The organism is Curtobacterium sp. MCSS17_006, from assembly GCF_003234215.1.
GTDB classification, from domain to species: Bacteria; Actinomycetota; Actinomycetes; order Actinomycetales; family Microbacteriaceae; genus Curtobacterium; species Curtobacterium flaccumfaciens.
This window is the reverse complement of sequence record NZ_QKSO01000008.1, coordinates 26,068-44,818: the sequence shown is the minus strand read 5'-3', so window position 1 is coordinate 44,818 and position 18,751 is coordinate 26,068. Positions and strand designations below refer to the sequence as shown.

General features: G+C 71.1%; 18 protein-coding genes and 1 tRNA gene. 12 read left to right on the top strand and 7 right to left on the bottom strand.

What is annotated here, in order from left to right:
- Nucleotides 1-48: 48 nt before the first annotated feature.
- The 3 genes from DEJ21_RS09315 to DEJ21_RS09305 are packed head-to-tail and all read left to right on the top strand — an operon-like array spanning nt 49 to nt 2,526.
- On the top strand, nt 49-870 hold the full coding sequence (locus tag DEJ21_RS09315; protein WP_111224402.1) for an ABC transporter substrate-binding protein: 822 nt from the start codon (nt 49-51) through the stop codon (nt 868-870).
- Nucleotides 871-874: 4 nt separating this feature from the next.
- Nucleotides 875-1,753 (top strand): amino acid ABC transporter permease, encoded by an 879-nt coding sequence (locus DEJ21_RS09310; RefSeq protein WP_071404033.1) that lies wholly within the window; start codon nt 875-877, stop codon nt 1,751-1,753.
- Nucleotides 1,750-2,526 (top strand): amino acid ABC transporter ATP-binding protein, encoded by a 777-nt coding sequence (locus DEJ21_RS09305; protein ID WP_111224401.1) that lies wholly within the window; start codon nt 1,750-1,752, stop codon nt 2,524-2,526. The genes DEJ21_RS09310 and DEJ21_RS09305 overlap by 4 nt, the downstream gene beginning before the upstream one ends.
- Here DEJ21_RS09305 and DEJ21_RS09300 read toward each other — a convergent pair.
- Nucleotides 2,523-3,488: an NAD(P)H-quinone oxidoreductase gene (locus DEJ21_RS09300; RefSeq protein ID WP_111224400.1), complete on the bottom strand. Its 966-nt coding sequence runs from the start codon at nt 3,486-3,488 to the stop codon at nt 2,523-2,525. The two genes, DEJ21_RS09305 and DEJ21_RS09300, sit on opposite strands and share 4 nt — an antisense overlap.
- Before the next feature lie 148 nt (nt 3,489-3,636).
- Here DEJ21_RS09300 and DEJ21_RS09295 point away from each other — a divergent pair, with 148 nt between their 5' ends.
- Nucleotides 3,637-4,044: a hypothetical protein gene (locus DEJ21_RS09295; RefSeq protein ID WP_071404030.1), complete on the top strand. Its 408-nt coding sequence runs from the start codon at nt 3,637-3,639 to the stop codon at nt 4,042-4,044.
- Complete coding sequence (locus tag DEJ21_RS09290; protein WP_111224399.1) at nt 4,044-4,532, top strand: hypothetical protein; 489 nt, start codon at nt 4,044-4,046, stop codon at nt 4,530-4,532. The genes DEJ21_RS09295 and DEJ21_RS09290 overlap by 1 nt, the downstream gene beginning before the upstream one ends.
- Before the next feature lie 93 nt (nt 4,533-4,625).
- Here DEJ21_RS09290 and DEJ21_RS09285 read toward each other — a convergent pair whose 3' ends face one another.
- From DEJ21_RS09285 to DEJ21_RS09275, 3 genes are all read right to left on the bottom strand, one after another.
- The gene (locus DEJ21_RS09285; RefSeq protein WP_071244093.1) at nt 4,626-5,504 is read right to left on the bottom strand and encodes an aldo/keto reductase; all 879 of its coding nucleotides are present in this window, start codon (nt 5,502-5,504) and stop codon (nt 4,626-4,628) included.
- 181 nt (nt 5,505-5,685) lie between these two features.
- Complete coding sequence (locus tag DEJ21_RS09280; RefSeq protein ID WP_111030703.1) at nt 5,686-6,153, bottom strand: DUF6264 family protein; 468 nt, start codon at nt 6,151-6,153, stop codon at nt 5,686-5,688.
- 10 nt (nt 6,154-6,163) lie between these two features.
- A complete protein-coding gene (locus tag DEJ21_RS09275) occupies nt 6,164-7,036 on the bottom strand; it encodes a CoA ester lyase (protein ID WP_017887994.1) in 873 nt (290 codons plus the stop codon).
- A gap of 185 nt (nt 7,037-7,221) precedes the next feature.
- On the opposite strand from DEJ21_RS09275, the gene DEJ21_RS09270 reads away from it, so the two are divergent.
- Complete coding sequence (locus tag DEJ21_RS09270) at nt 7,222-11,049, top strand: ATP-binding protein (RefSeq protein WP_111038986.1); 3,828 nt, start codon at nt 7,222-7,224, stop codon at nt 11,047-11,049.
- A 302-nt stretch (nt 11,050-11,351) separates the two neighbouring features.
- Complete coding sequence (locus DEJ21_RS09260) at nt 11,352-11,936, top strand: CDP-alcohol phosphatidyltransferase family protein (protein WP_111224398.1); 585 nt, start codon at nt 11,352-11,354, stop codon at nt 11,934-11,936.
- 94 nt (nt 11,937-12,030) lie between these two features.
- On the opposite strand, the gene mscL is transcribed toward DEJ21_RS09260, so the two are convergent.
- The 3 genes from mscL to DEJ21_RS09245 all read right to left on the bottom strand — a co-directional run bounded on the left by mscL (nt 12,031) and on the right by DEJ21_RS09245 (nt 13,479).
- Entirely contained in the window at nt 12,031-12,525 is a 495-nt protein-coding gene (gene mscL, locus DEJ21_RS09255) for a large conductance mechanosensitive channel protein MscL (RefSeq protein WP_111024330.1), read from the bottom strand.
- A 77-nt stretch (nt 12,526-12,602) separates the two neighbouring features.
- Nucleotides 12,603-12,893 carry an FmdB family zinc ribbon protein gene (locus DEJ21_RS09250; protein ID WP_027466562.1) on the bottom strand — a complete coding sequence of 97 codons (291 nt, stop codon included), beginning with the start codon at nt 12,891-12,893 and terminating at the stop codon, nt 12,603-12,605.
- 1 nt (nt 12,894) lies between these two features.
- The gene (locus tag DEJ21_RS09245) at nt 12,895-13,479 is read right to left on the bottom strand and encodes a 5-formyltetrahydrofolate cyclo-ligase (protein WP_111024332.1); all 585 of its coding nucleotides are present in this window, start codon (nt 13,477-13,479) and stop codon (nt 12,895-12,897) included.
- A 114-nt stretch (nt 13,480-13,593) separates the two neighbouring features.
- Here DEJ21_RS09245 and galU point away from each other — a divergent pair, with 114 nt between their 5' ends.
- The 5 genes from galU to DEJ21_RS09220 all read left to right on the top strand — a co-directional run bounded on the left by galU (nt 13,594) and on the right by DEJ21_RS09220 (nt 18,686).
- Entirely contained in the window at nt 13,594-14,484 is an 891-nt protein-coding gene (galU, locus tag DEJ21_RS09240) for a UTP--glucose-1-phosphate uridylyltransferase GalU (RefSeq protein ID WP_027466560.1), read from the top strand.
- An 87-nt stretch (nt 14,485-14,571) separates the two neighbouring features.
- A complete protein-coding gene (locus DEJ21_RS09235) occupies nt 14,572-15,231 on the top strand; it encodes a GNAT family N-acetyltransferase (protein ID WP_017887986.1) in 660 nt (219 codons plus the stop codon).
- Between the two features lie 118 nt (nt 15,232-15,349).
- Nucleotides 15,350-16,462 (top strand): hypothetical protein, encoded by a 1,113-nt coding sequence (locus DEJ21_RS09230; RefSeq protein ID WP_111224397.1) that lies wholly within the window; start codon nt 15,350-15,352, stop codon nt 16,460-16,462.
- A gap of 73 nt (nt 16,463-16,535) precedes the next feature.
- Nucleotides 16,536-16,611 (top strand) — tRNA-Ala (locus DEJ21_RS09225).
- A gap of 197 nt (nt 16,612-16,808) precedes the next feature.
- Nucleotides 16,809-18,686, top strand: coding sequence for a hypothetical protein (locus DEJ21_RS09220; protein WP_111224396.1), 1,878 nt, complete (start codon nt 16,809-16,811; stop codon nt 18,684-18,686).
- The last annotated feature ends 65 nt before the right edge of the window (nt 18,687-18,751 follow it).

Here is an 18,751-nt window from a genome sequence, read left to right as displayed (position 1 = left end):
CGAAGTACACTTCGACCTGCCCCCACCCCCTCGCACGAAGGCCCGACCGTGACCCGTCCCCTCCGCTTCACCCTCGCCGTCGCCACCGCCGCGGTCGCCGCCCTCGCCCTGTCGGCCTGCTCCGCCGGGGGCAGCAGCAACGCCGACGGCACCGTGACCGACGGCAAGCTCACGATCGCCACCGGTGACCCGGCGTACTCGCCCTGGGTCGAGGACAACAAGCCGCAGTCCGGCAAGGGCTTCGAGTCCGCCGTGGCCTACGCGGTCGCGAAGGAGATGGGCTACAGCAAGTCCGACGTCGTGTGGAAGCGCAGCACCTTCGACAGTGCCATCGCACCGGGCCCGAAGGACTGGGACCTCAACGTCCAGCAGTTCTCGATCGACGCGAAGCGCAAGAAGGCCGTCGACATGTCGAGCGCCTACTACACGACGACCCAGGCGGTCGTGACGACCTCCGGGTCGAAGGCCGCCGGCGACACCACGATCGCTGCCCTCAAGCAGGATGCGATCGGCGTCGCGACCGGTTCGACGAGCATCGCGAGCGTCAAGGACGTCCTCGGTGTCACGCCGCAGGTGTTCAACTCCAACGACGACGCCGTGCTCGCGCTCAAGTCCGGGCAGATCGACGCGATCGTCACCGACCTGCCGACGGCGTTCTACATGGCCTCGGCCCAGGTCGACGACGGCACCGTGTCCGCGCAGTTCCCCGACGACGGCAAGGGCGACCAGTTCGGCTTCGTCCTGCCGAAGGACTCGGAGCTGACGAGCAAGGTCGACAAGGCCCTGAAGACCCTCGACGACGACGGCACCCTGCAGGACCTGCAGACCAAGTGGCTGTCGTCGGAGACCGGCACGCCGGTCCTGAAGTAACCGGATGACCCTGCCAGCAGGGGCCGGCACCCCGGTCGCCGCACCCGCGCCGAGCCAGGTCGAGCTCGAGCGTCGGCTCTACCGCCGCCAGCGTGGCCGTCGCTCGGTCGTGGTGTCGGTCGTCTCCACCCTGGTCGTGCTCGCCGTCGTGTACTTCGGCGTCGTGAACACCCCCGGCTGGGCAGCGGTGCAGCAGTCGTTCTTCGACCCGCAGACCGCGGTCGACACGTTCCCGGACATCCTGCTGGGCCTCTGGCTCAACGTCCGGATCCTGTTCTTCAGCGCCATCGGCGTCGCCGTGTTCGGCACGCTGCTCGCGGTCGTCCGCGGCCTGCGCAACCCGGTGTTCTTCCCGCTGCGGATGCTCGCGACCGGCTACACGGACCTGTTCCGCGGCCTGCCGCTCATCATCGTGCTCTACCTGGTGGGCTACGGCATCCCCGGGCTCGGGGTGTTCCCGCGGCTCCCCGCCGAGGTCTGGGGCACGATCGCGATCACCCTGACCTACTCGTCGTACATCGCCGAGGTGCTCCGCGCCGGCATGGAGGCCGTGCACCCCTCGCAGCGCCTGGCCGCCCGGTCGCTCGGACTCTCGCACGCCAAGACCCTGCGGCTGGTGGTGCTGCCGCAGGCGATCCGCAAGGTCACTCCGGCGCTGATGAACGACTTCGTGTCGATGCAGAAGGACGTCGGTCTGGTGTCGATCCTCGGGGCCGTCGACGCGGTCCGCTCCGCCCAGATCGCGCAGGCCGAGACCTACAACTTCACGCCGTACTTCGTCGCCGGGCTGCTGTTCGTGGTGATCAGCCTGCCGCTGATCCGCGTCACGGACGCGATCGCGCGTCGCCAGCAGCGGCGCGAACAGATCGGAGGGACCGTATGAGCGAGGCCGGCCAGGAGGCCTGTGGTGCGTCCGGTACGGACGCCGCGGTCCTCGAACTGCGCGGGTTGCGCAAGGCCTTCGGCGAGCACGAGGTCCTGCGCGGGATCGACCTGACGGTCCACCGCCACCAGGTCATCTGCGTCATCGGGGCCTCGGGCTCCGGCAAGTCGACGCTGCTCAAGACGGTCAACCTGCTCGAGGGCATCGACGACGGCGAGATCCTGCTGCAGGGCACGGACATCGCCGACCCGCGCGTCGCCGTCGACGCCGTGCGGGCGCGCATCGGCGTGGTGTTCCAGCAGTTCAACCTGTTCCCGCACATGAGCGTGCTCGACAACGTCACGCTCGCCTCCCGCCAGGTGCACGGCATCGGACGGGCCCAGGCCGAGGACACCGCGCGCCGGCTGCTCGACCGGATCGGCCTCGCTTCGTTCGCCGATGCGTACCCCGACCGCCTGTCCGGTGGGCAGCAGCAGCGCGTCGCGATCGTCCGGGCGATCGCGTCGGACCCGGAACTCCTGCTGCTCGACGAGGTCACGAGCGCCCTCGACCCGCAGCTCGTCGGCGAGGTGCTCGACCTGGTCACCGAGCTGAAGCGGCAGGGTTCGACGATCCTGATGACGACGCACGAGATGCACTTCGCGCGGAACGTCGCCGACCGGATCGTGTTCCTGCACCGCGGCGAGGTCGTCGAGCAGGGATCCCCCGCCGACGTCCTCGACCACCCGCAGCACCCGGCGCTCGTCGAGTTCCTCGCCCGCGTGCACGCCTAGGGCGTCAGCAGCACCTTGCCGATCACCTCGCCGTCGCGCACGCGGCGGTGGGCTTCCTCGACCTCGGCCAGGGGCAGCACCGAGTCGATGACCGGGCGCACCCGGCCGTCGGCGACCAGCGGCCAGACGTTGTAGCGGACCGCCTCGACGATGGCGGCCTTCTCGGCGAGCGGCCGTGCACGCAGGGTCGTGCCGCTGATCGTCGCGCGCTTCCGCATCAGCACCCCGAAGTCGAGCTCGGCGGTGCGGCCGCTGCCCGAGGCGATGACCGCGATGTGCCCGTTCGGGGCGAGGGCCTGCAGGTTCCGCTCCAGGTAGGACGGTCCGACGACGTCGAGCACCACGTCGACGCCGACACCGTCGGTGAACGCCATGACGCGCTCCACGAAGTCCTCCGTACGGTGATCGACCACCAGGTCGGCGCCGAGGTCACGGGACGCGGCGACCTTGCGGTCGCCGCCGCTCGTCGCGATCACCGTCGCACCGAGGGCCTTCGCCCACAGCACCGCGTGCGACCCCATGCCGCCGGTGCCGCCGTGCACCAGGAGCGTCTGCCCAGGTCGGAGCCCGGCGAGCATGCCGATGTTGGAATAGACGGTGCAGGCGGCCTCGGGCAGCCCGGCCGCCTCGACCAGGTCGACGCCTTCGGGGACCGGCAGCACCTGGGTGACCGGCGCGACCACGAGTGCCGCGTACCCGCCGCCGGAGAGCAGCGCGCACACCCGGTCTCCCACCGCCACGGTCGTGACGCCCGCGCCGACGGCCCGCACCGTGCCGGAGACCTCGAGCCCGAGGAGCTGCGAGGCCCCGGGCGGCGGGGGGTAGTTCCCGGCGCGCTGCTGCAGGTCGGCGTTGTTGACGCCGGCAGCGGCGACCTCGATCAGGACCTCGTCCGTACCGGGTTCCGGGTCGGGCAGGTCGGTGACGGACATGGAAGCGTCGTCGAACGTGATGGCTCGCATGCCCTCGACGGTACGCGCCACGTGCCTCCGGCCGGGTGCCGATCGCCCACAACCCGGCCGGTCTCCCTGTGGATGTTCCCTGTACGCTCGATGACGGATCTGCACCTCATCCGGGGGAGTGCGGACAGATCGAGGGGGACTCTCCACCATGCCCAAGAAGCTCATCGCGCTGGCCACCGCCGGCCTCGCGCTCACGCTGCTCGCCGGTTGCTCGACCGGGCCGTCCAAGGCCGAGCAGTGCACGCAGTTCGAGAAGACCGTCAAGTCCGCCGCCCAGGGCGTCCAGTCCGAGGCCGCGAACCTGCAGTCCGACCCGGACGCCGCCGTCACGAAGCTCAAGGAGCTCGACGAGAAGATCTCCGACGGCGTCGACGACCTGTCGGACGACGACCTGAAGGCCAAGGGCGACGCCTTCGAAGAGGCGTACGGCGACCTGGTCGACGACATCGAGGACATCGCCGACGACCCGCAGTCGGCCGACGTCTCGGCCCTGACGAAGTCCAGCACCAAGGTGCAGGACGCCGGCAACGCGTTCCAGAAGGAGTGCAACTCCTGATGCGCCGCACCCTCACCGCGCTCGCCACCGCCGGCCTCGCGCTCACGTTGCTCGCCGGCTGCTCGGGCGGCGACGGCGGTTCGTCCGACGGCGGCTCCTCCGGCGGCGACTCGGGCTCGTCCAGCGCGCCGTCGGCCTCGAAGACGGCCGCCGCAGCACCCGCCCAGACCAAGGGGGAAGCCTGCTCCCTGCTCGAGGACGAACTCGCGTCGTTCCTCAAGGAGCAGGGCGCCAACACGGCGCCGTCCGACGTGAAGGCCCGCGCGGCGCTCATCGGAGCGTTCGTCCAGCGCATCGACTCGGCGCTGACGAAGGTCTCGAACGAGCAGGTGCACGACACGTTCGAGGACTTCTCCAGCGCGGCGAAGGGCTACAGCTCCGCCATCCGCTCCGGCGCCGCCGAGGACTCCGCCAAGGTGACGAAGGCCCAGTCCGAGGTACAGACCACGCTCGACCAGGTCTCGGCGGTCTGTCCCGCCAAGAGCTGAGCGGGCGCACGCGCGGCCACGCACGACGACGCCCCGCCGCTCCTGGACCAGGAGCGGCGGGGCGACGTGCTTGCCCCGTCGGGGGAACGAGCGTCAGACGGCCGCGGGCTGCGAGGCGTCGAGGCGTGCGACGTCCTCCGGCCGCAGCCGCACGGTCGGCGCCGTGATCGAGTTCAGGATCGACTGCGGCCGCGACGCACCGGGGATCGGCACGACGACGTCGCTCTTCTGCAGCTCCCAGGCCAGAGCGATGACCTGCGGGGTGACCCCACGGTCGCGGGCGATGTACGCGAAGTCCTCGAACGCCGTGCCGAGGTCCGCCGCGCTCCCGATGCCACCGAGGGGGCTCCACGGCAGGAACGCGATGCCGAGCTCGTCGCACAGCTCGAGCTCCGGCTCGCTCGACCGGAACTTCGGCGAGTACTGGTTCTGCACCGACGCCAGGCGTCCGCCGAGGACCTCGTTCGCGGTGCGGATCTGGTCCGGGTCGGCGTTCGAGATGCCCGCCATCCGGATGACGCCCTCGTCGAGCAGCTCGGCGAGCGCCCCGATCGAGTCGGCGTACGGCACCGCCGGGTCGGGGCGGTGGAACTGGTACAGGCCGATCTGCTCGACGCCGAGCCGCTTCGCCGAGGCCTTCGCCGCCTCCTTCAGGTACTCCGGGTGCCCGTTCTGCGCCCAGTTGCCGGCCTCGGGGCGCAGGTGTCCGCCCTTCGTCGCGATGAGGACGTCCGAGGTGTCGTCGTGGAACTCCCGGACGGCCCGCGCGATGAGCTCCTCGTTGTGCCCCACCTCGTCGTGGCCGCCCAGGTGGTAGGCGTCGGCGGTGTCGATGAGCGTGACACCGTTCTCGAGCGCTGCGTGGATCGTGGCGATGGACTGACGCTCGTCCGGTCGGCCCTCGATCGACATGGGCATCCCGCCCAGACCGATGGCACTGACGGACACGTCTCCGATGACTCGTTGCTTCATCGGCCCAGCATGCGCCGGGGGTGCGCTCGCACGCCCAGGTGGTCACGCCGTGGCCGTGACCGACAGGCGGACTGGAGGCGCGTGGCGGCCCCGCCTTCGCGCCTCCAGGCCGGAACGCACACGCGTTCTCGGACAGGACACGCGTCGATCGACGCGTGTCCTGTCGGAAGCGTGGCGCCGGTCAGGCGCTGGCGGACACCGACGACGAGGCAGAACCGCTGTCGACGGCGTTCGCGAACACGACCCCGCCCCACACGATGACGACGATCGCGAGCACGAAGCCGATCGCGGCGATCCACCACGACGGCTTCCGCCGGATCCACGCGCCGATCGACAGCACGATCGTGGCGACCCCGATGACGAAGGCACCACCGACCGCGATGGCCGCGCCACCGAAGTACCCGCCGGGCGTGCAGCCCGACGAGGCGTCGCACTCCGCCGTGGCCGAGGCGATCGCGACGATGCCGACGACCGCCGTGATCGCGGTCATGACGGCACCGAACACCAGGAGCAGCACCGTCGAGATCCGGTCGGCGAGCTTCGCCGGCGGGAACAGCGTGGTGCCACCGCGCTCCCACGCCGCGCGCTGCGCGTCCGTGGGACCGGAGGAGGACTGCGGCGGAGGGCCGGGGACGTTGGACCAGGTCATGCGTGCAGTCCTACCGCGCCTCGACCCCGAACGCCTGTGCGAGCCGCTGGATCTTCTGCGCCCGACCGAGCCGCGGCAGGTCGGAACCGTCGCGGATGACCCGGCCGCGGGCCTCGAAGTCGTCGAGGAAGTCCTGCGCCCAGGCGACGTCGGTCGGTGTGGGGGAGATGACCTCGTTGATGACGGGGAGCTGCTCGGTGTCCAGGCAGAGCTTGCCGGTGAGGCCGAGCGACACCGCCACCTGCGACTGCTCGCGGAGGATCGGGTGCGACGACCCGACCGTGGGGCCGTCGATCGGGCCCGGCAGGTCGCCGACGCGCGAGGCGACGACCAGCTTCGACCGCGGGTACGCCATCGCGAGCGTGTCGGCGCTGGTCCCGGTGTCGCGGCGGTAGTCGCCGGAACCGAAGGCCAGGCGGAACGCGCCCTGCGCCTTGGCGATCGACACGGACTCCTCGATGCCCAGGGCCGACTCGACCAGGGCGATCACCGGCGTCTGGCCGCCGAGCCGGTGCCAGGTGTCGGTGACCTGGGCGGGGGACTCGGTCTTGGCGAGCATGACGCCCTGCAGCCCGGGCAGGCCGCGGAGCTCCTCGACGTCGTCCGCCCAGAAGTCCGTCGTGACGTCGTTGATGCGCACCCAGGCCTCGCCACCGCCGGCCAGCCAGGCGGCGACGCCCTGCCGGGCCGAGGGCTTCGCGGCGGGGTCGACGGCGTCCTCGATGTCCAGGATGATCTGGTCGGCGCGGGAGCGCTGGGACTTGTCGAACCGGTCGGTGGCGGTGCCGGAGACCAGCAGCCACGACCGTGAGATCTCGGCGGGGACCGATCGACGCCGGTTCGGCGTGGGGGCGGACGGAGCGGTGCGGTCGTCGATGGCCATGCCCCGTTGGTACCACACCGGACGGGGCCGCCGTCGGATCGGGCGCGCCGCACGTCGGGTCGGACGGCGGCGCACGTCGGGCCGGACGGCGGTCACGTCCGTGCGGAAACCCCGAAACCTCGGTTCATTGCCAGAGAGGCCGTCCGGTTCCGCCTACAGTGTCGGATGTGTGGCGAGCGGACAGGGTGACCGACGGTGAGGACGACGTGAACGACGACGTCCCCGTCGAGGGTGCCCGCGCGCGCCCCGACGACGATCGAGACGAGCAGCAGGACGTGGACCAGGAACGGACCGACGACGAGCCGGACCGCACGCTCCGCCCGGAGCTGCAGATGACGAGCCCGCAGGCGATCAGCCTCGGCGACCCGCGGCTGCAGGCCGGCAACGCGGCCGAACCGACGTGGGACGGCTGGCGCACCCAGCTGACCGGCGTCGGCGGCACGAGCCCGCTCACGCACTTCAGCGACCACCCGCGCGCCCGCATCGAGCTCTCGACCACCCACCCGGGCGGTCTCGCGCAGTTCATCACCGGCAAGACGACCCTGCTGTCCAGCCTGATCCGCGACGAGGTGGCGCTCCGTGCCGCCCGCGTGGCCGCCGGACACGTCGAGGCGAAGGGCACCGAGCTGGCCACCGTGCGCGGCATCGACGCCGTGAAGCTCGGCATCGGCATGGCTGACTGGAAGCACGGCGACGAGCAGTTCCGCGGCCCGGTGCTCCTGCGTCCCCTGGCGATCCGCCGGCACGGTCGCGACTTCGAGGTGCGCCTGCTCGGCGAGCCGGTGCTCAACCCGGGCCTCGCCGACGCCCTGCACGAGCAGTTCGGGGTCATCCTCGACGCGCAGTCCTTCGTGGCCCTCGCGCAGCAGGACGGCTCGTTCACGCCGAACCCCGTCATCGACCGCCTGCGTGGCCTGACCGCGCACATCCCCGGCTTCTCGGTGCACGCACGCCTCGTGGTGTCCACCTTCGCCGAGGTCGCCACCGGCATGGTCGAGGACACCGGCGACCTGTCGCACCCCGTGCTCGACGCCCTCGCCGGCAACCCGAGCGCGAAGTGGCAGGTCGAGCAGTCCTACCACCCGGTCGAGCAGACCCCGTCGGACGAGCGCAGCCCGGAGACGGACACGCTCCTGCTCGACGCCGACGACGAGCAGGAGAACGTGATCGCGCAGATCACGGCCGGCAACTCCATCGTCGTGAAGACCCTTCCAGGCACCGGTGGCACCCAGACCATCGTGAACGCCCTGGGTGGCCTGGTCGCCGCGAACAAGCGCGTGCTCGTCGTGAGCCCGCGCCGCGCCACCCTGCGGGGCATCGCCGCCCGCTTCGGCGAGGTCCAGCTGCCCGGGGTCGCGGTCACGCCGTCGACCCTGCGCCGCGACGTCGTCCGTGCGATCGCCCGGAACGAGAAGGCCGCGCGTCCGAACCTCCGCGAGGTCGACGACGCCCTGGTCCGCCTGCGCAAGGTGCTCAAGGACTACCGCGGCTCGCTCACCCGCAAGGACCCCGACTTCGGCGTCTCGGTGCTCGACTGCCTGGTGGAGCTGTCGCGCCTGTCGCTGCTGCCCGTCGCCCCGTCGACCACCGCGCGGCTGTCGAAGCAGTCCGTCGCCTCGATGGTCGAGGGCCGCTCGCGCGTCGCCGAGACGATGGTCAGCGCCGCGAACCTCGGTGAGTTCCGCTACGGCCCCGACGACTCGCCCTGGTACGGCGCGAAGTTCGGTTCGAGCGATGGCGCCCAGCGTGCGCACCGCATCGCGAAGGACCTCGACGCCGACGGCCTGCCGACCCTGCTCCGTCGCGCCCACGACCTGGTGAGCTCGACGCACATGCGCCAGTTCACGACGATCAACGAGCTCGGCATCTACCTGCGCCTGCTCACCGAGATCCGTGACACGCTCGACCGCTTCCTGCCGGTGGTCTTCGACCGCTCGGTGTCCGAGCTCGTGGCCGCCACCGCTCCCCGCGGCGAGGGCGCCCCGATGTCGTCGACGAACCGTCGCCGGCTCAAGAAGCTCGCCCGCGAGTACGTCCGTCCGGGCGTGCACGTGTCCGACCTGCACGAGGCCCTGACCCGCGTCCAGCAGCAGCGGGTGCTCTGGCAGCGCTACGTCGCCGCCGGCGTGAACCCCGAGGTGCCCACGGGCATCGCCGACGTCCAGGTGCTGTTCTCGAACGTCGCCGAGGACCTCGCGCGCCTCGACGAGCCGCTGGGCCGCACCGAGCGTGACCGCCAGCTCGCGAACACCCCGGTCGACCAGCTCGTCCCGACCATCGCCGAACTCGCGGCCGAGTCCGACGTCCTGCACAACCTGCAGGAGCGCACCGAGCTCATGCAGACCCTGCGCGACCTGCAGCTCGAGCCGCTCATCACCGACCTGGCGAACCGGCACGTGCCGGACGTGCAGGTGCCGGCCGAGCTCGAACTCGCCTGGTGGCAGTCCGCCCTCGAGACCATGCTCGAGTCCGACCGGGCGCTGCTCGGCGCGAACACCGACATGCTCGACCGGGTCGAGGCCGACTTCCGCCTGGTGGACGACGCCCACGCGGCCGGGGTCTCCCAGGGCCTGGCGTGGCAGCTCGCCGAGAACTGGAAGGTCGGTCTCGTCGACTGGCCCGAAGAGGCGACCGCGCTCAAGACCCAGCTCCGCGACGGCGCGATCACCTCGCGCCTGCTCCAGGACTCCGCACCGCACCTGTCCCGGTCGATCGCGCCCGTCTGGCTCGCCAGCCCGTACGAGGTGCCGCAGATCGCCGACACCATGCCGTTCGACACCGTGATCCTGGTCGACGCCGGCGCCGTGACGATCGCCGAGACCGTCGGTGCCGTCCGCCGTGCCCGCCAGACCGTCGTGTTCGGCGACCCGGTCACCCAGACGCCGTCGCCGTTCCGCATCGCCGTGGACCCCGAGCACCGGGCGCTACAGGTCGACGAGGGCACGCTCGATGCGTTCCACGCCGACTCCGCCCTGGCGAAGCTGTCCACCCTGCTGCCGACCCTGTCGCTGTCGCGGTCGTACCGCGCCGGCGGCGAGGACCTCGCCGAGCTCGTGAACCGTCGCTTCTACGGCGGCAAGATCGAGTCCCTGCCGTGGGCCGGCTCGTTCCTCGGCCACGGCTCGATCGCGCTCGACTACGTCAGCGACGGCAAGGCGGTGCCCGACCCCGAGTCCGGTGCCGTCGAGAGCGTCGACGCCGAGGTGGACCGCGTGGTCCGGCTCGTCATCGACCACGCCCGCACCCGTCCGACCGAGTCCCTCATGGTCATCACCGCGTCGGCGAAGCACGCCGTGCGCGTCGAGCAGGCCGTGCTGACCGCCGCGCAGGGCCACAAGGACCTGACCGAGTTCGTCATCGGCGACCGTGCCGAGCCGTTCATCGTGGCGACGCTCGAGCAGTCGGTGGCGCAGAGCCGCGACCGTGTCGTGTTCTCCATCGGCTACGGCCGCACTCCGCACGGCCGCGTGCTCCGCGACTTCGGTCCGCTCGGCAAGCCCGGCGGCGAGCGGCTGCTGGCGGTCGCCATGACCCGTGCGCGTCGGTCGATGGTCATCGTCACCTGCTTCCAGCCGTCGGACATCGAGGCCGAGCGCATGGGCCACGGCACCGTCGCCCTCGCCGAGATCCTGGCCGAGGTGCGTGCGCGCACCACCGCCGAGTACGTGCCGGACGACTCCGACCCGCTGCTCGTCGACCTGGCCCGGCGCCTCGAGATGCGTGGCATCCCGGTCGCGCTCGGACACCGCGGCAAGCTCGGCCTCGTCGCCGCGCACGGCGGGGTCTGCGTCACGATCGAGACCGATGCGTCGCTCGTCAAGGGATCGCTGCGCGAGTCCCTGCGCCTGCGCCCCGAGGTGCTCCGTCGTCTCGGCTGGCACTACGTGCGCGTGCACGCGTTCCAGCTGTTCTCCGACCCGGACCGCGTCGCCGACACCGTCGCGTCCGTGCTCGGGGTCGACCGCGGTGCCACGCAGGAGATCTCGATACCCCCGATCCCCGCCCGCCGATGAGCCGCCGGGCCTCGCGGCCCGCCGGTCCGGTGACGCCGGAGACGGACCAGCTGGTGGGCACGTGGACGCGAGTCGACGACGCGTCGTCAGCCGCGCCTCCCGTCCGTCCCGCCGCTGACGGAGGCGAGACGGCGGACCAGCCGGGAGGCCCGGTGCGGCGCCGCAGACGCGTCACCACCCAGCCGGTGGCGGGCTACGACCCCGCACCGCCGCCGGAACCGGCGCGGCACCGCGACGGTGAGAACGACGACCAGCTCCGGCGCGACGTCCCTCCGCACTGGTAACCGGTAGCCTGGCCCGTGATGACTGACACCGCGCGACAGCGCCCCGACTGGCAGACCTGGCCGAACCTGATCACGCTGTTCCGCCTCATGCTGATCCCGGTGTTCATCGGCCTCGTCGTCGCCGGCCACCCGGGGTGGGCGCTCGTCGCCCTCGTCGTGATCGGCGTGAGCGACTGGGCGGACGGCTTCATCGCCCGCAGGTTCGACCAGGGATCCAAGCTCGGCAAGGCCATCGACCCCGTCGCCGACCGCCTGGCGATCATCGCGATCGTGCTGTCCCTGGTGCTCGTCGGCCTGCTGCCCTGGTGGGTGGTGGCCGTCGTCGTGCTCGTCGACCTGGTGCTCGTCGTCCTGTCGAGCGTGCTGTTCCACGGCAACCCGGACCTCGACGTCACGTGGACGGGCAAGATCCGCTCGGCCCTGCTGTTCGTCGGGCTGCCGGTGCTGCTGTTCTCCGCGGTGCACACCGTCGACGAGAACGCGCCGTGGGTCCGGGTGGTGGCCCTGGTGTTCGTGTACCTCGGTACCGCGGGCCACGTGCTCGCGGGCGCCCAGTACGCCGTCGCGATGTTCGCGAAGCGCCGCACGGTCCCCGCCGCCTGACGGGCCCCCGCACAAAACACCGGTGTTCACGCTGCGCACCGCGGTTTGCGGGTGTGCAGCGCGCGAACACCGGTGTCTTGCGAAGGCGCCTGGGCTAGAGCTTCGTCGAGCCGCCGATGCCGGGACCCTCGGGAGCGTTCGACGGGGCGATGTGCGCCCCCGTGCTGGTCGCGCCGCCGTTCTGCGGGCGGAGCAGGTCGCGGATCTCGAGCAGCACCTCGACGTCGGTCGGGGGGACGTCCTGCGGGGTCTGCTGCTCGTCGTTCTTGACGCGCTCGAACGCCACCTTCTTCAGGTGGTTGACGGGCACGACGAGCGCGAAGTACACGACCGCGGCGACGATGACGAAGTTGATGACCGCGCCGATGACCGCACCGAAGTACATCGTCGCGTTCCCGCCGGACACGGTCGGGATGACGACGGGCAGCGCCTTGTCCAGGCTGGACGCGTTGAAGACCGCGCCGATTGCCGGATTGATCACGGCGTTGACGATCGCGTTGACGATCGCGGTGAACGCACCACCGATGACGACTGCGACGGCCAGGTCGATGACGTTGCCGCGGAGCAGGAACTCCTTGAAGCCCTTCATGCGAGGGTCTCCTTCCGGGTCGAGGACGGCCGCCGAGTGGCGACGCGCCCCAACCTATCCGGAGAGCGCAGACCGCGTCAGGACGCGGCGGGCTTCGAGCCGCTGGGCTTCGACTCGGCCTTCTTCGCCGGCTCGGACTTCTTCGGCTCGGACTTCGCGGGGGTGCTCGACGAGCCCTCGGACTTCGGGGCCGGGCGCGAGTCGGTGCGGTAGAAGCCACCGCCGTTGAAGGTCACGCCGACGGGGGAGAACACCTTCCGCAGGACGCCGCCGCAGACCGGGCACTCCGTCAGGGTGGCGTCGGAGAAGGACTGCTTGATGTCGAACGCGTTGTCGCACTCGGTGCAACGGTACGAGTAGGTGGGCACGTCAGCTCCGGAACGTGATGATGCGCGACGGCGTGATGATGCCGTCAACGGGTTCGTCGTGGGGTTCGCGCGGGACCTCGTCGAGGTACTCCGCGTCGAAGATCACAGCATAGACGGGCGGACGGTTCGCCATGGACCCGAGGGTCTTGTCGTAGTAGCCGCGCCCCCAGCCCATGCGGACGCCGTCGTGCCCGACCGCCGCCGCCGGGGCGAGGATCGCGTCGACGTCGTTGATCGCGAGCGGGGACAGGACCTCGCCGACGACCTCGGGCAGGCCGAGCAGGCTCTCGGTCTCGCTCTCGCCGTCGCCGACGGCCCAGTCGAGCAGCCCGTCCTCGCGGGTGATCGGCAGCAGCACGCGGATGCCCTGCCCGAACGCCCAGTTCAGGAAGGGCCGCACGTTCGGCTCGTCCGGTGCGGACAGGTACAGGGCGAGGGACGTCACCTGGCGCTCCTCGACGAAGCGCTGCAGGGTCGCGGTCAGGGTCTCGGTGTCCGCGTCGCGTTCGGTCGTGGTCCGGGTGCGCCGCCGCTGCCGGAGTTCGGCTCGCAGGGCGCGCTTCTCGTTCCCGAGATCGGCGATCATGCGCAGGAGTCTACCGAGGGGTGCGGTTGCGGCTTCCCGCCGGGAACACGCGGGGTCCCGTGTCCCCCGGAGCGACGACATGCCCTCGAAAGGGGGATCGGATACGGTCTGAGCATGGGCTTCCAGATTTCGAAGGCGGTGATCCCGGCCGCAGGGCTGGGTACCCGCTTCCTCCCCGCGACCAAGGCGATGCCGAAGGAGATGCTCCCCGTCGTCGACAAGCCGGCCATCCAGTACGTGGTGGAAGAGGCTGTCGGTGCCGGGCTGACCGACGTGCTGATGATCACCGGGCGCAACAAGAACGCGCTCGAGAACCACTTCGACCACGTGTCTGAGCTCGAGGAGACCCTCCGCAAGAAGGGCGACCACGAGAAGCTGCAGAAGGTGAACCAGTCGACGGACCTCGCCGACATGCACTACGTGCGACAGGGTGACCCGCTCGGCCTCGGCCACGCGGTGCTCCGCGCGAAGATGCACGTCGGCCGCGAGCCGTTCGCCGTGCTCCTCGGTGACGACATCATCGACGCCCGTGACCCGCTGCTCCAGCGCATGATCGAGGTCCAGGGCGAGAAGAACGCCACCATCGTGGCCCTGCTCGAGGTCCCCGAGTCGCAGACCCACCTGTACGGCATCGCCACGGTCGAGCCGACCGACACCGACGACGTGGTGAAGATCACCGGGCTCGTCGAGAAGCCCCCGCAGGGCGAGGCGCCCTCGAACCTGGCCATCATCGGCCGTTACGTCATCCGTCCCGAGGTCTTCGACGTCCTCGAGAAGCAGGAGCCGGGCAAGGGCGGCGAGATCCAGCTGACCGACGCGCTCATGAAGATGGCGAGCGCCGAGGAGTGGACCGGCGGCGTGTACGGCGTCGTGTTCCGTGGACGCCGGTACGACACGGGTGACAAACTCGACTACATCAAGGCGATCGTGCAGCTCGCCTCGGACCGCGATGACCTCGGCCCCGACCTCAAGTCGTGGCTGAAGGAGTTCAACGCGGGCGAATAGTCGGCCATCCCGCTCGGGTCCGGTGATCACGGACCCGGGCGGGACACCCCGTCCCGCACCGGGGCGGGACCCCGGAGGAACCCAGCGATGACGACGATCCCGACCCTGTCCCACGGGCGGGTCACCATCCGGCCCCTCCGGCTCCGCGACACCCGCGACCTCGACGCGGCACTCGCGACGAACCGTTCGTGGCTCCGCACCTGGGAGGCCACGAACCCCTCCGGTCACGTCTCCACCGACGTCCGGGGCAGCATCCGCGCGCTCCAGGCCAACGCCCGCGCGGGACTCGGACTCCCGTTCGCGATGGAGCTCGACGGCCGTTTCGTCGGGCAGCTCAACGTCTCCGGCATCTCCTACGGCTCGCTCGCGAGCGCCTCCATCGGCTACTGGGTCGTCGAGGACGCCGCCGGCCACAACGTGACGCCGATCTCCGTCGCCCTCGCCGTCGACCACTGCTTCCGCTCGCTCGGCGTGCACCGGATCGAGATCTGCATCCGGCCGGAGAACGCCCCGAGCCTGCGCGTCGTCGAGAAGCTCGGCTTCCGGTACGAGGGACTCCGACGCCGGTACATCCACATCAACGGGGACTGGCGCGACCACTTCTGCTTCGCGCTGGTGGCCGAAGAGGTCCGCGGGGGCGTCCTCGAGCGCTGGGTGCAGGGGCAGGTGCCGCCCGGCGTGGGGACCGTGCCGCTCGCCGCACGTGACGAGGCGGCGATGCCGCTGGACACGACGCCCCGCATCTGACGTCCCACGTCTGACGGGCCTGGAGGCGCGGCTCGCCTCCCACGGATTCCGCCCCGACACGCGCAACACGCGTCCGGCAATGACGCGGCGCGGGAACCGCCGCCCCTACCGTGTTCGCATGGCAGGAATCGGCTCGTGGGGTGGCGGCATCGTCCTGCTCGTCGCGGCCGTCCTCTGGCTCGTCTACCTGATGCCGTCGTGGGCCGCCCGCCGCCAGTACCTGGCCACCGAGCGGAACGCCATCCGGCTGCAGCAGACCCTCCGGATCCTCGCGCAGACCGCCGAGCTGCCGGACGAGGTCCGCATCGAGATGAACGCGAAGTCCCTCGCCCAGGCGCAACGCGTCGCCCGGTCCGAAGAGGCCAAGCGCACCGCCATCGTCCGAGCCCACGAAGCCGCACGGCAGCGTGAGATCACCCGCCGCCTGGCCGAGCAGGCACCGGTGCTCGAGCGGGCGTCCGCCGTGCCGGCCCTGACCGCGATGCGCATGCGCCGTTCCCGGCTCGGGGCGACCCTGTTCGGCACGCTCGGCGTCGTCATCGCCCTCGTGGTCTTCGTCGCGGCACCGTCGCTCTGGCTCGTCGGTGTCGCCGGCCTCGTCGCCGCCGGCGGGTCCGCAGCGGTCCTGGCCCAGCTGCACCAGGTGGCGACGGCGCGGAAGCAGCGTCTCGCGGCCGCCGACACGGGCGCGACCCGCGCCTCCCGGCCGTCCACCGCCTGGACGGACCCGGCGCCGCCCCTGTCGACCGAGCAGCCTGCCGAGCCTGCAGCAGACCGCTCCTGGACCCCGAACCACGTTCCGAAACCCCTCTACGTGGAGCGGCCGGCCGCTCCGGCCGCGTCGCCCGAGTCGTCGGCGGAACTCGCTGCCCGCCTGAAGGAGCGCGTCGCCGCGGCCAAGGCGGAAGCCGAGGCCGAAGCGGCCGCGATCCGCGCCGGGGAGTCCGACCCGTCGCTGGCGCGGGTGTCGCGGATGCGACCCGAACTCGAAGAGGCTGCGGCGTCGCTGTCCGCGCACGACCAGGGGCGTCTGGCCGAACGGCTCGGGCTCCGGGCCCCCGCGGCCCCTGCTGCGTCGGCCGGCGTTGCTCCTGCTGCTCCTGCCGCTCCTGCTCCCGCCGACGAGCCCGCCGGGCCGCCGAGCAAGTGGGCCGGCATGGGTGTCCTCGACGACGACGCCTACCAGCAGGCCGACCTCGACGCGATCATGCGACGGCGCCGCGCGGTCTGACCCGCGGCACGCCCGAAGGCCCACCTGCGATTTCGGCTGGGCCGAACGAGGGTGCTAGTGTGGTCGAGCACTTGGGGCTATGGCGCAGTTGGTAGCGCGTCTCGTTCGCAATGAGAAGGTCAGGGGTTCGAATCCCCTTAGCTCCACCAGGTAGCAACCACGAGAACGGCCCGGAACCCACAGGTTCCGGGTCGTTCTGTCGTTGGCGGTCGTGTCGAGTGGATCGTCCTCCACGGGCCGAGTCAGGTGGATCGTTCGACACAGTTCACGGACAGGGGTGGTGTGTTGTCCAACGCACCGCCCTAGACTCCCCGTGCGCCGACCGGCGCGGGAAACGGGGGAACACGTGCGCTTCAGGACCGCCATCGCATCGATCGGCACGGTGCTCGCCGTCGCCGCCGGGCTCGCCGTCGTCGGGCCGGTCGCGCCGGCATCGGCAGCGGCCCCGACGACCGGCCGATTCACCGCCGTCGCACCGGCACGAGCCTGGTCCGGCACCGCGACGAGCACCGCGACGACGGTCACCCTCGGCGGCAGGAACGGCATCCCCGCTTCGGCCACGGCTGTCGTGCTCACCGCGACGGTGAACGCGCCGAGCGCCGACGGGTACGTCAGTGTTGCCCCTGCCGGCAGCACGGCGAGCCCCGCGATCCAGAACTTCCGCCGGGGGCAGCCGATCTCCGGCACGACCACGGTCGGCCTCACCTCGGGCAAGGCCCAGGTGAAGGTGTCCGCGGGCAAGGCCACCGTTTCGCTCGACGTTGCGGGGTGGTACGGCACGAGTACATCCGGTTCCACGTACACGCCGCTGCCGCCGACGAACGTGCTGAACGGGACGGTGTCCACCGCGGCGAAGAAGATCGTGGTCGCGGGGAAGGCGGGTGTCCCGGCGAACGCCACCGCAGTGGTGCTCCAGACCGACGTCTCCCGCCCCGCAACGAGTGGTCGGCTGCGGATCACCCCGTCCGGCAACAACGCCGGGGTCGTCTCGTTGATGTACGAGAAGGGCATCACCGTCGCCAACACGACCACGGTCAGGCTCTCCGGCGGCGCCGTGCAAGCGCGAGTCTCCTCCGGATCCGCACGGGTGCTCGCCGACGTGGTCGGGTACTACGCGCCGAACGCCAACGGTTCGGTCTTCGTCCCCGCGCACCCGGTCCGAGCTGCGACCGTCGCTGCCGGGACCACCGCGAAGAAGGTCACCGTCGCCGGCACCGCAGGTGTCCCGCGCAATGCGACCGCTGCGGTCATCAACGCGAAGGTCGGCAAGGGAAGCACCGGGGGATCACTCCGCGTCGTCGGTGCGGGGCTGGCCTCGAGCGTGCCGACGCAGGTCTACGCCAAGGGGCAGACGATCGGGAACGCCTTGATCGCGCCGCTCGCAGCCGGAGGGCAGGTGCAGGCGAAGGTGTCCGGCGGGACTGCGACGGTCTACGTCGACGTCGTGGGGTACTTCCTCGATGGATCGACGGGTTCGGGGACCGGCGTGGACATCTCCTGGCCGCAGTGCGGCAAGACCGTCCCCACCGACCAGTCGTTCGGGATCGTCGGGGTGAACGGTGAACGGGCCAACACGACGAACCCCTGCTTGCAACAGCAGCTCGGCTGGGCCGAGGCCTCCGCCGGCGGCACCGCCCAGCCGACGACGCAGGTCTACTCGCTCTTCACGAACCCCGGGGCACGGGCAGCCTCGGTGTGGCCGACGTCGAACCTCGCGCCGAACGGCCAGACAGTCGCTGTGCCCACGGCGTACGGCACCTGCACACCGCAGTCCGGTGCGCAGTCGACCTGGAAGACGACGGCAGCGTGCTCGTACATGTACGGGTACGCCCGCGCCTACGAAGCAGCCAACACCCGCGGAGTCACCAACCCTGGTCAGTACCGCTGGTGGCTCGACGTCGAGACTGGGCTGTCCTACGTCACCTCGGACGCCGGGCAGAACCGTGCGGCGCTCGAGGGCATGACGAAGGCCCTGCAGGACGCGGGAGTGACCCAGATCGGGGTCTACTCGACCTCGTACCAGTTCAACAAGATCATGGGGACCGTCCCGGCATCGAGTCCGCTCCGGCCGCTGCCGAGCTGGATCGCGCTCGGTGCAGCCCGACTCGACCAGGCTCAGGCGGCCTGCTCCGGCGCTCGTCTGCTCGGTGGACCCATCAGGATGACGCAGTACGTCACGCCGTTTGGCTCGACCGCGATCGACCGCGACTGGTCCTGCAGCTGACGCAGGGGCACGCGACCTGCGACGGTTCGCGAGCGGATCGGCGCGCATCATGACAGCGAGCGCGA

Bases quoted from the DNA above. Each gene is read 5' to 3' on its own strand.
- galU (WP_027466560.1), top strand. From the start codon at position 13,594: ATGGGCTTCCAGATTTCGAAGGCGGTGATCCCGGCCGCAGGGCTGGGT.
- DEJ21_RS09305 (WP_111224401.1), top strand. From the start codon at position 1,750: ATGAGCGAGGCCGGCCAGGAGGCCTGTGGTGCGTCCGGTACGGACGCC.
- DEJ21_RS09310 (WP_071404033.1), top strand. From the start codon at position 875: ATGACCCTGCCAGCAGGGGCCGGCACCCCGGTCGCCGCACCCGCGCCG.
- DEJ21_RS09290 (WP_111224399.1), top strand. From the start codon at position 4,044: ATGCGCCGCACCCTCACCGCGCTCGCCACCGCCGGCCTCGCGCTCACG.
- DEJ21_RS09230 (WP_111224397.1), top strand. From the start codon at position 15,350: ATGGCAGGAATCGGCTCGTGGGGTGGCGGCATCGTCCTGCTCGTCGCG.
- DEJ21_RS09245 (WP_111024332.1), bottom strand. From the start codon at position 13,479: ATGATCGCCGATCTCGGGAACGAGAAGCGCGCCCTGCGAGCCGAACTC.
- DEJ21_RS09275 (WP_017887994.1), bottom strand. From the start codon at position 7,036: ATGGCCATCGACGACCGCACCGCTCCGTCCGCCCCCACGCCGAACCGG.
- DEJ21_RS09260 (WP_111224398.1), top strand. From the start codon at position 11,352: ATGACTGACACCGCGCGACAGCGCCCCGACTGGCAGACCTGGCCGAAC.
- DEJ21_RS09285 (WP_071244093.1), bottom strand. From the start codon at position 5,504: ATGAAGCAACGAGTCATCGGAGACGTGTCCGTCAGTGCCATCGGTCTG.
- mscL (WP_111024330.1), bottom strand. From the start codon at position 12,525: ATGAAGGGCTTCAAGGAGTTCCTGCTCCGCGGCAACGTCATCGACCTG.
- DEJ21_RS09280 (WP_111030703.1), bottom strand. From the start codon at position 6,153: ATGACCTGGTCCAACGTCCCCGGCCCTCCGCCGCAGTCCTCCTCCGGT.
- DEJ21_RS09295 (WP_071404030.1), top strand. From the start codon at position 3,637: ATGCCCAAGAAGCTCATCGCGCTGGCCACCGCCGGCCTCGCGCTCACG.
- DEJ21_RS09300 (WP_111224400.1), bottom strand. From the start codon at position 3,488: ATGCGAGCCATCACGTTCGACGACGCTTCCATGTCCGTCACCGACCTG.
- DEJ21_RS09235 (WP_017887986.1), top strand. From the start codon at position 14,572: ATGACGACGATCCCGACCCTGTCCCACGGGCGGGTCACCATCCGGCCC.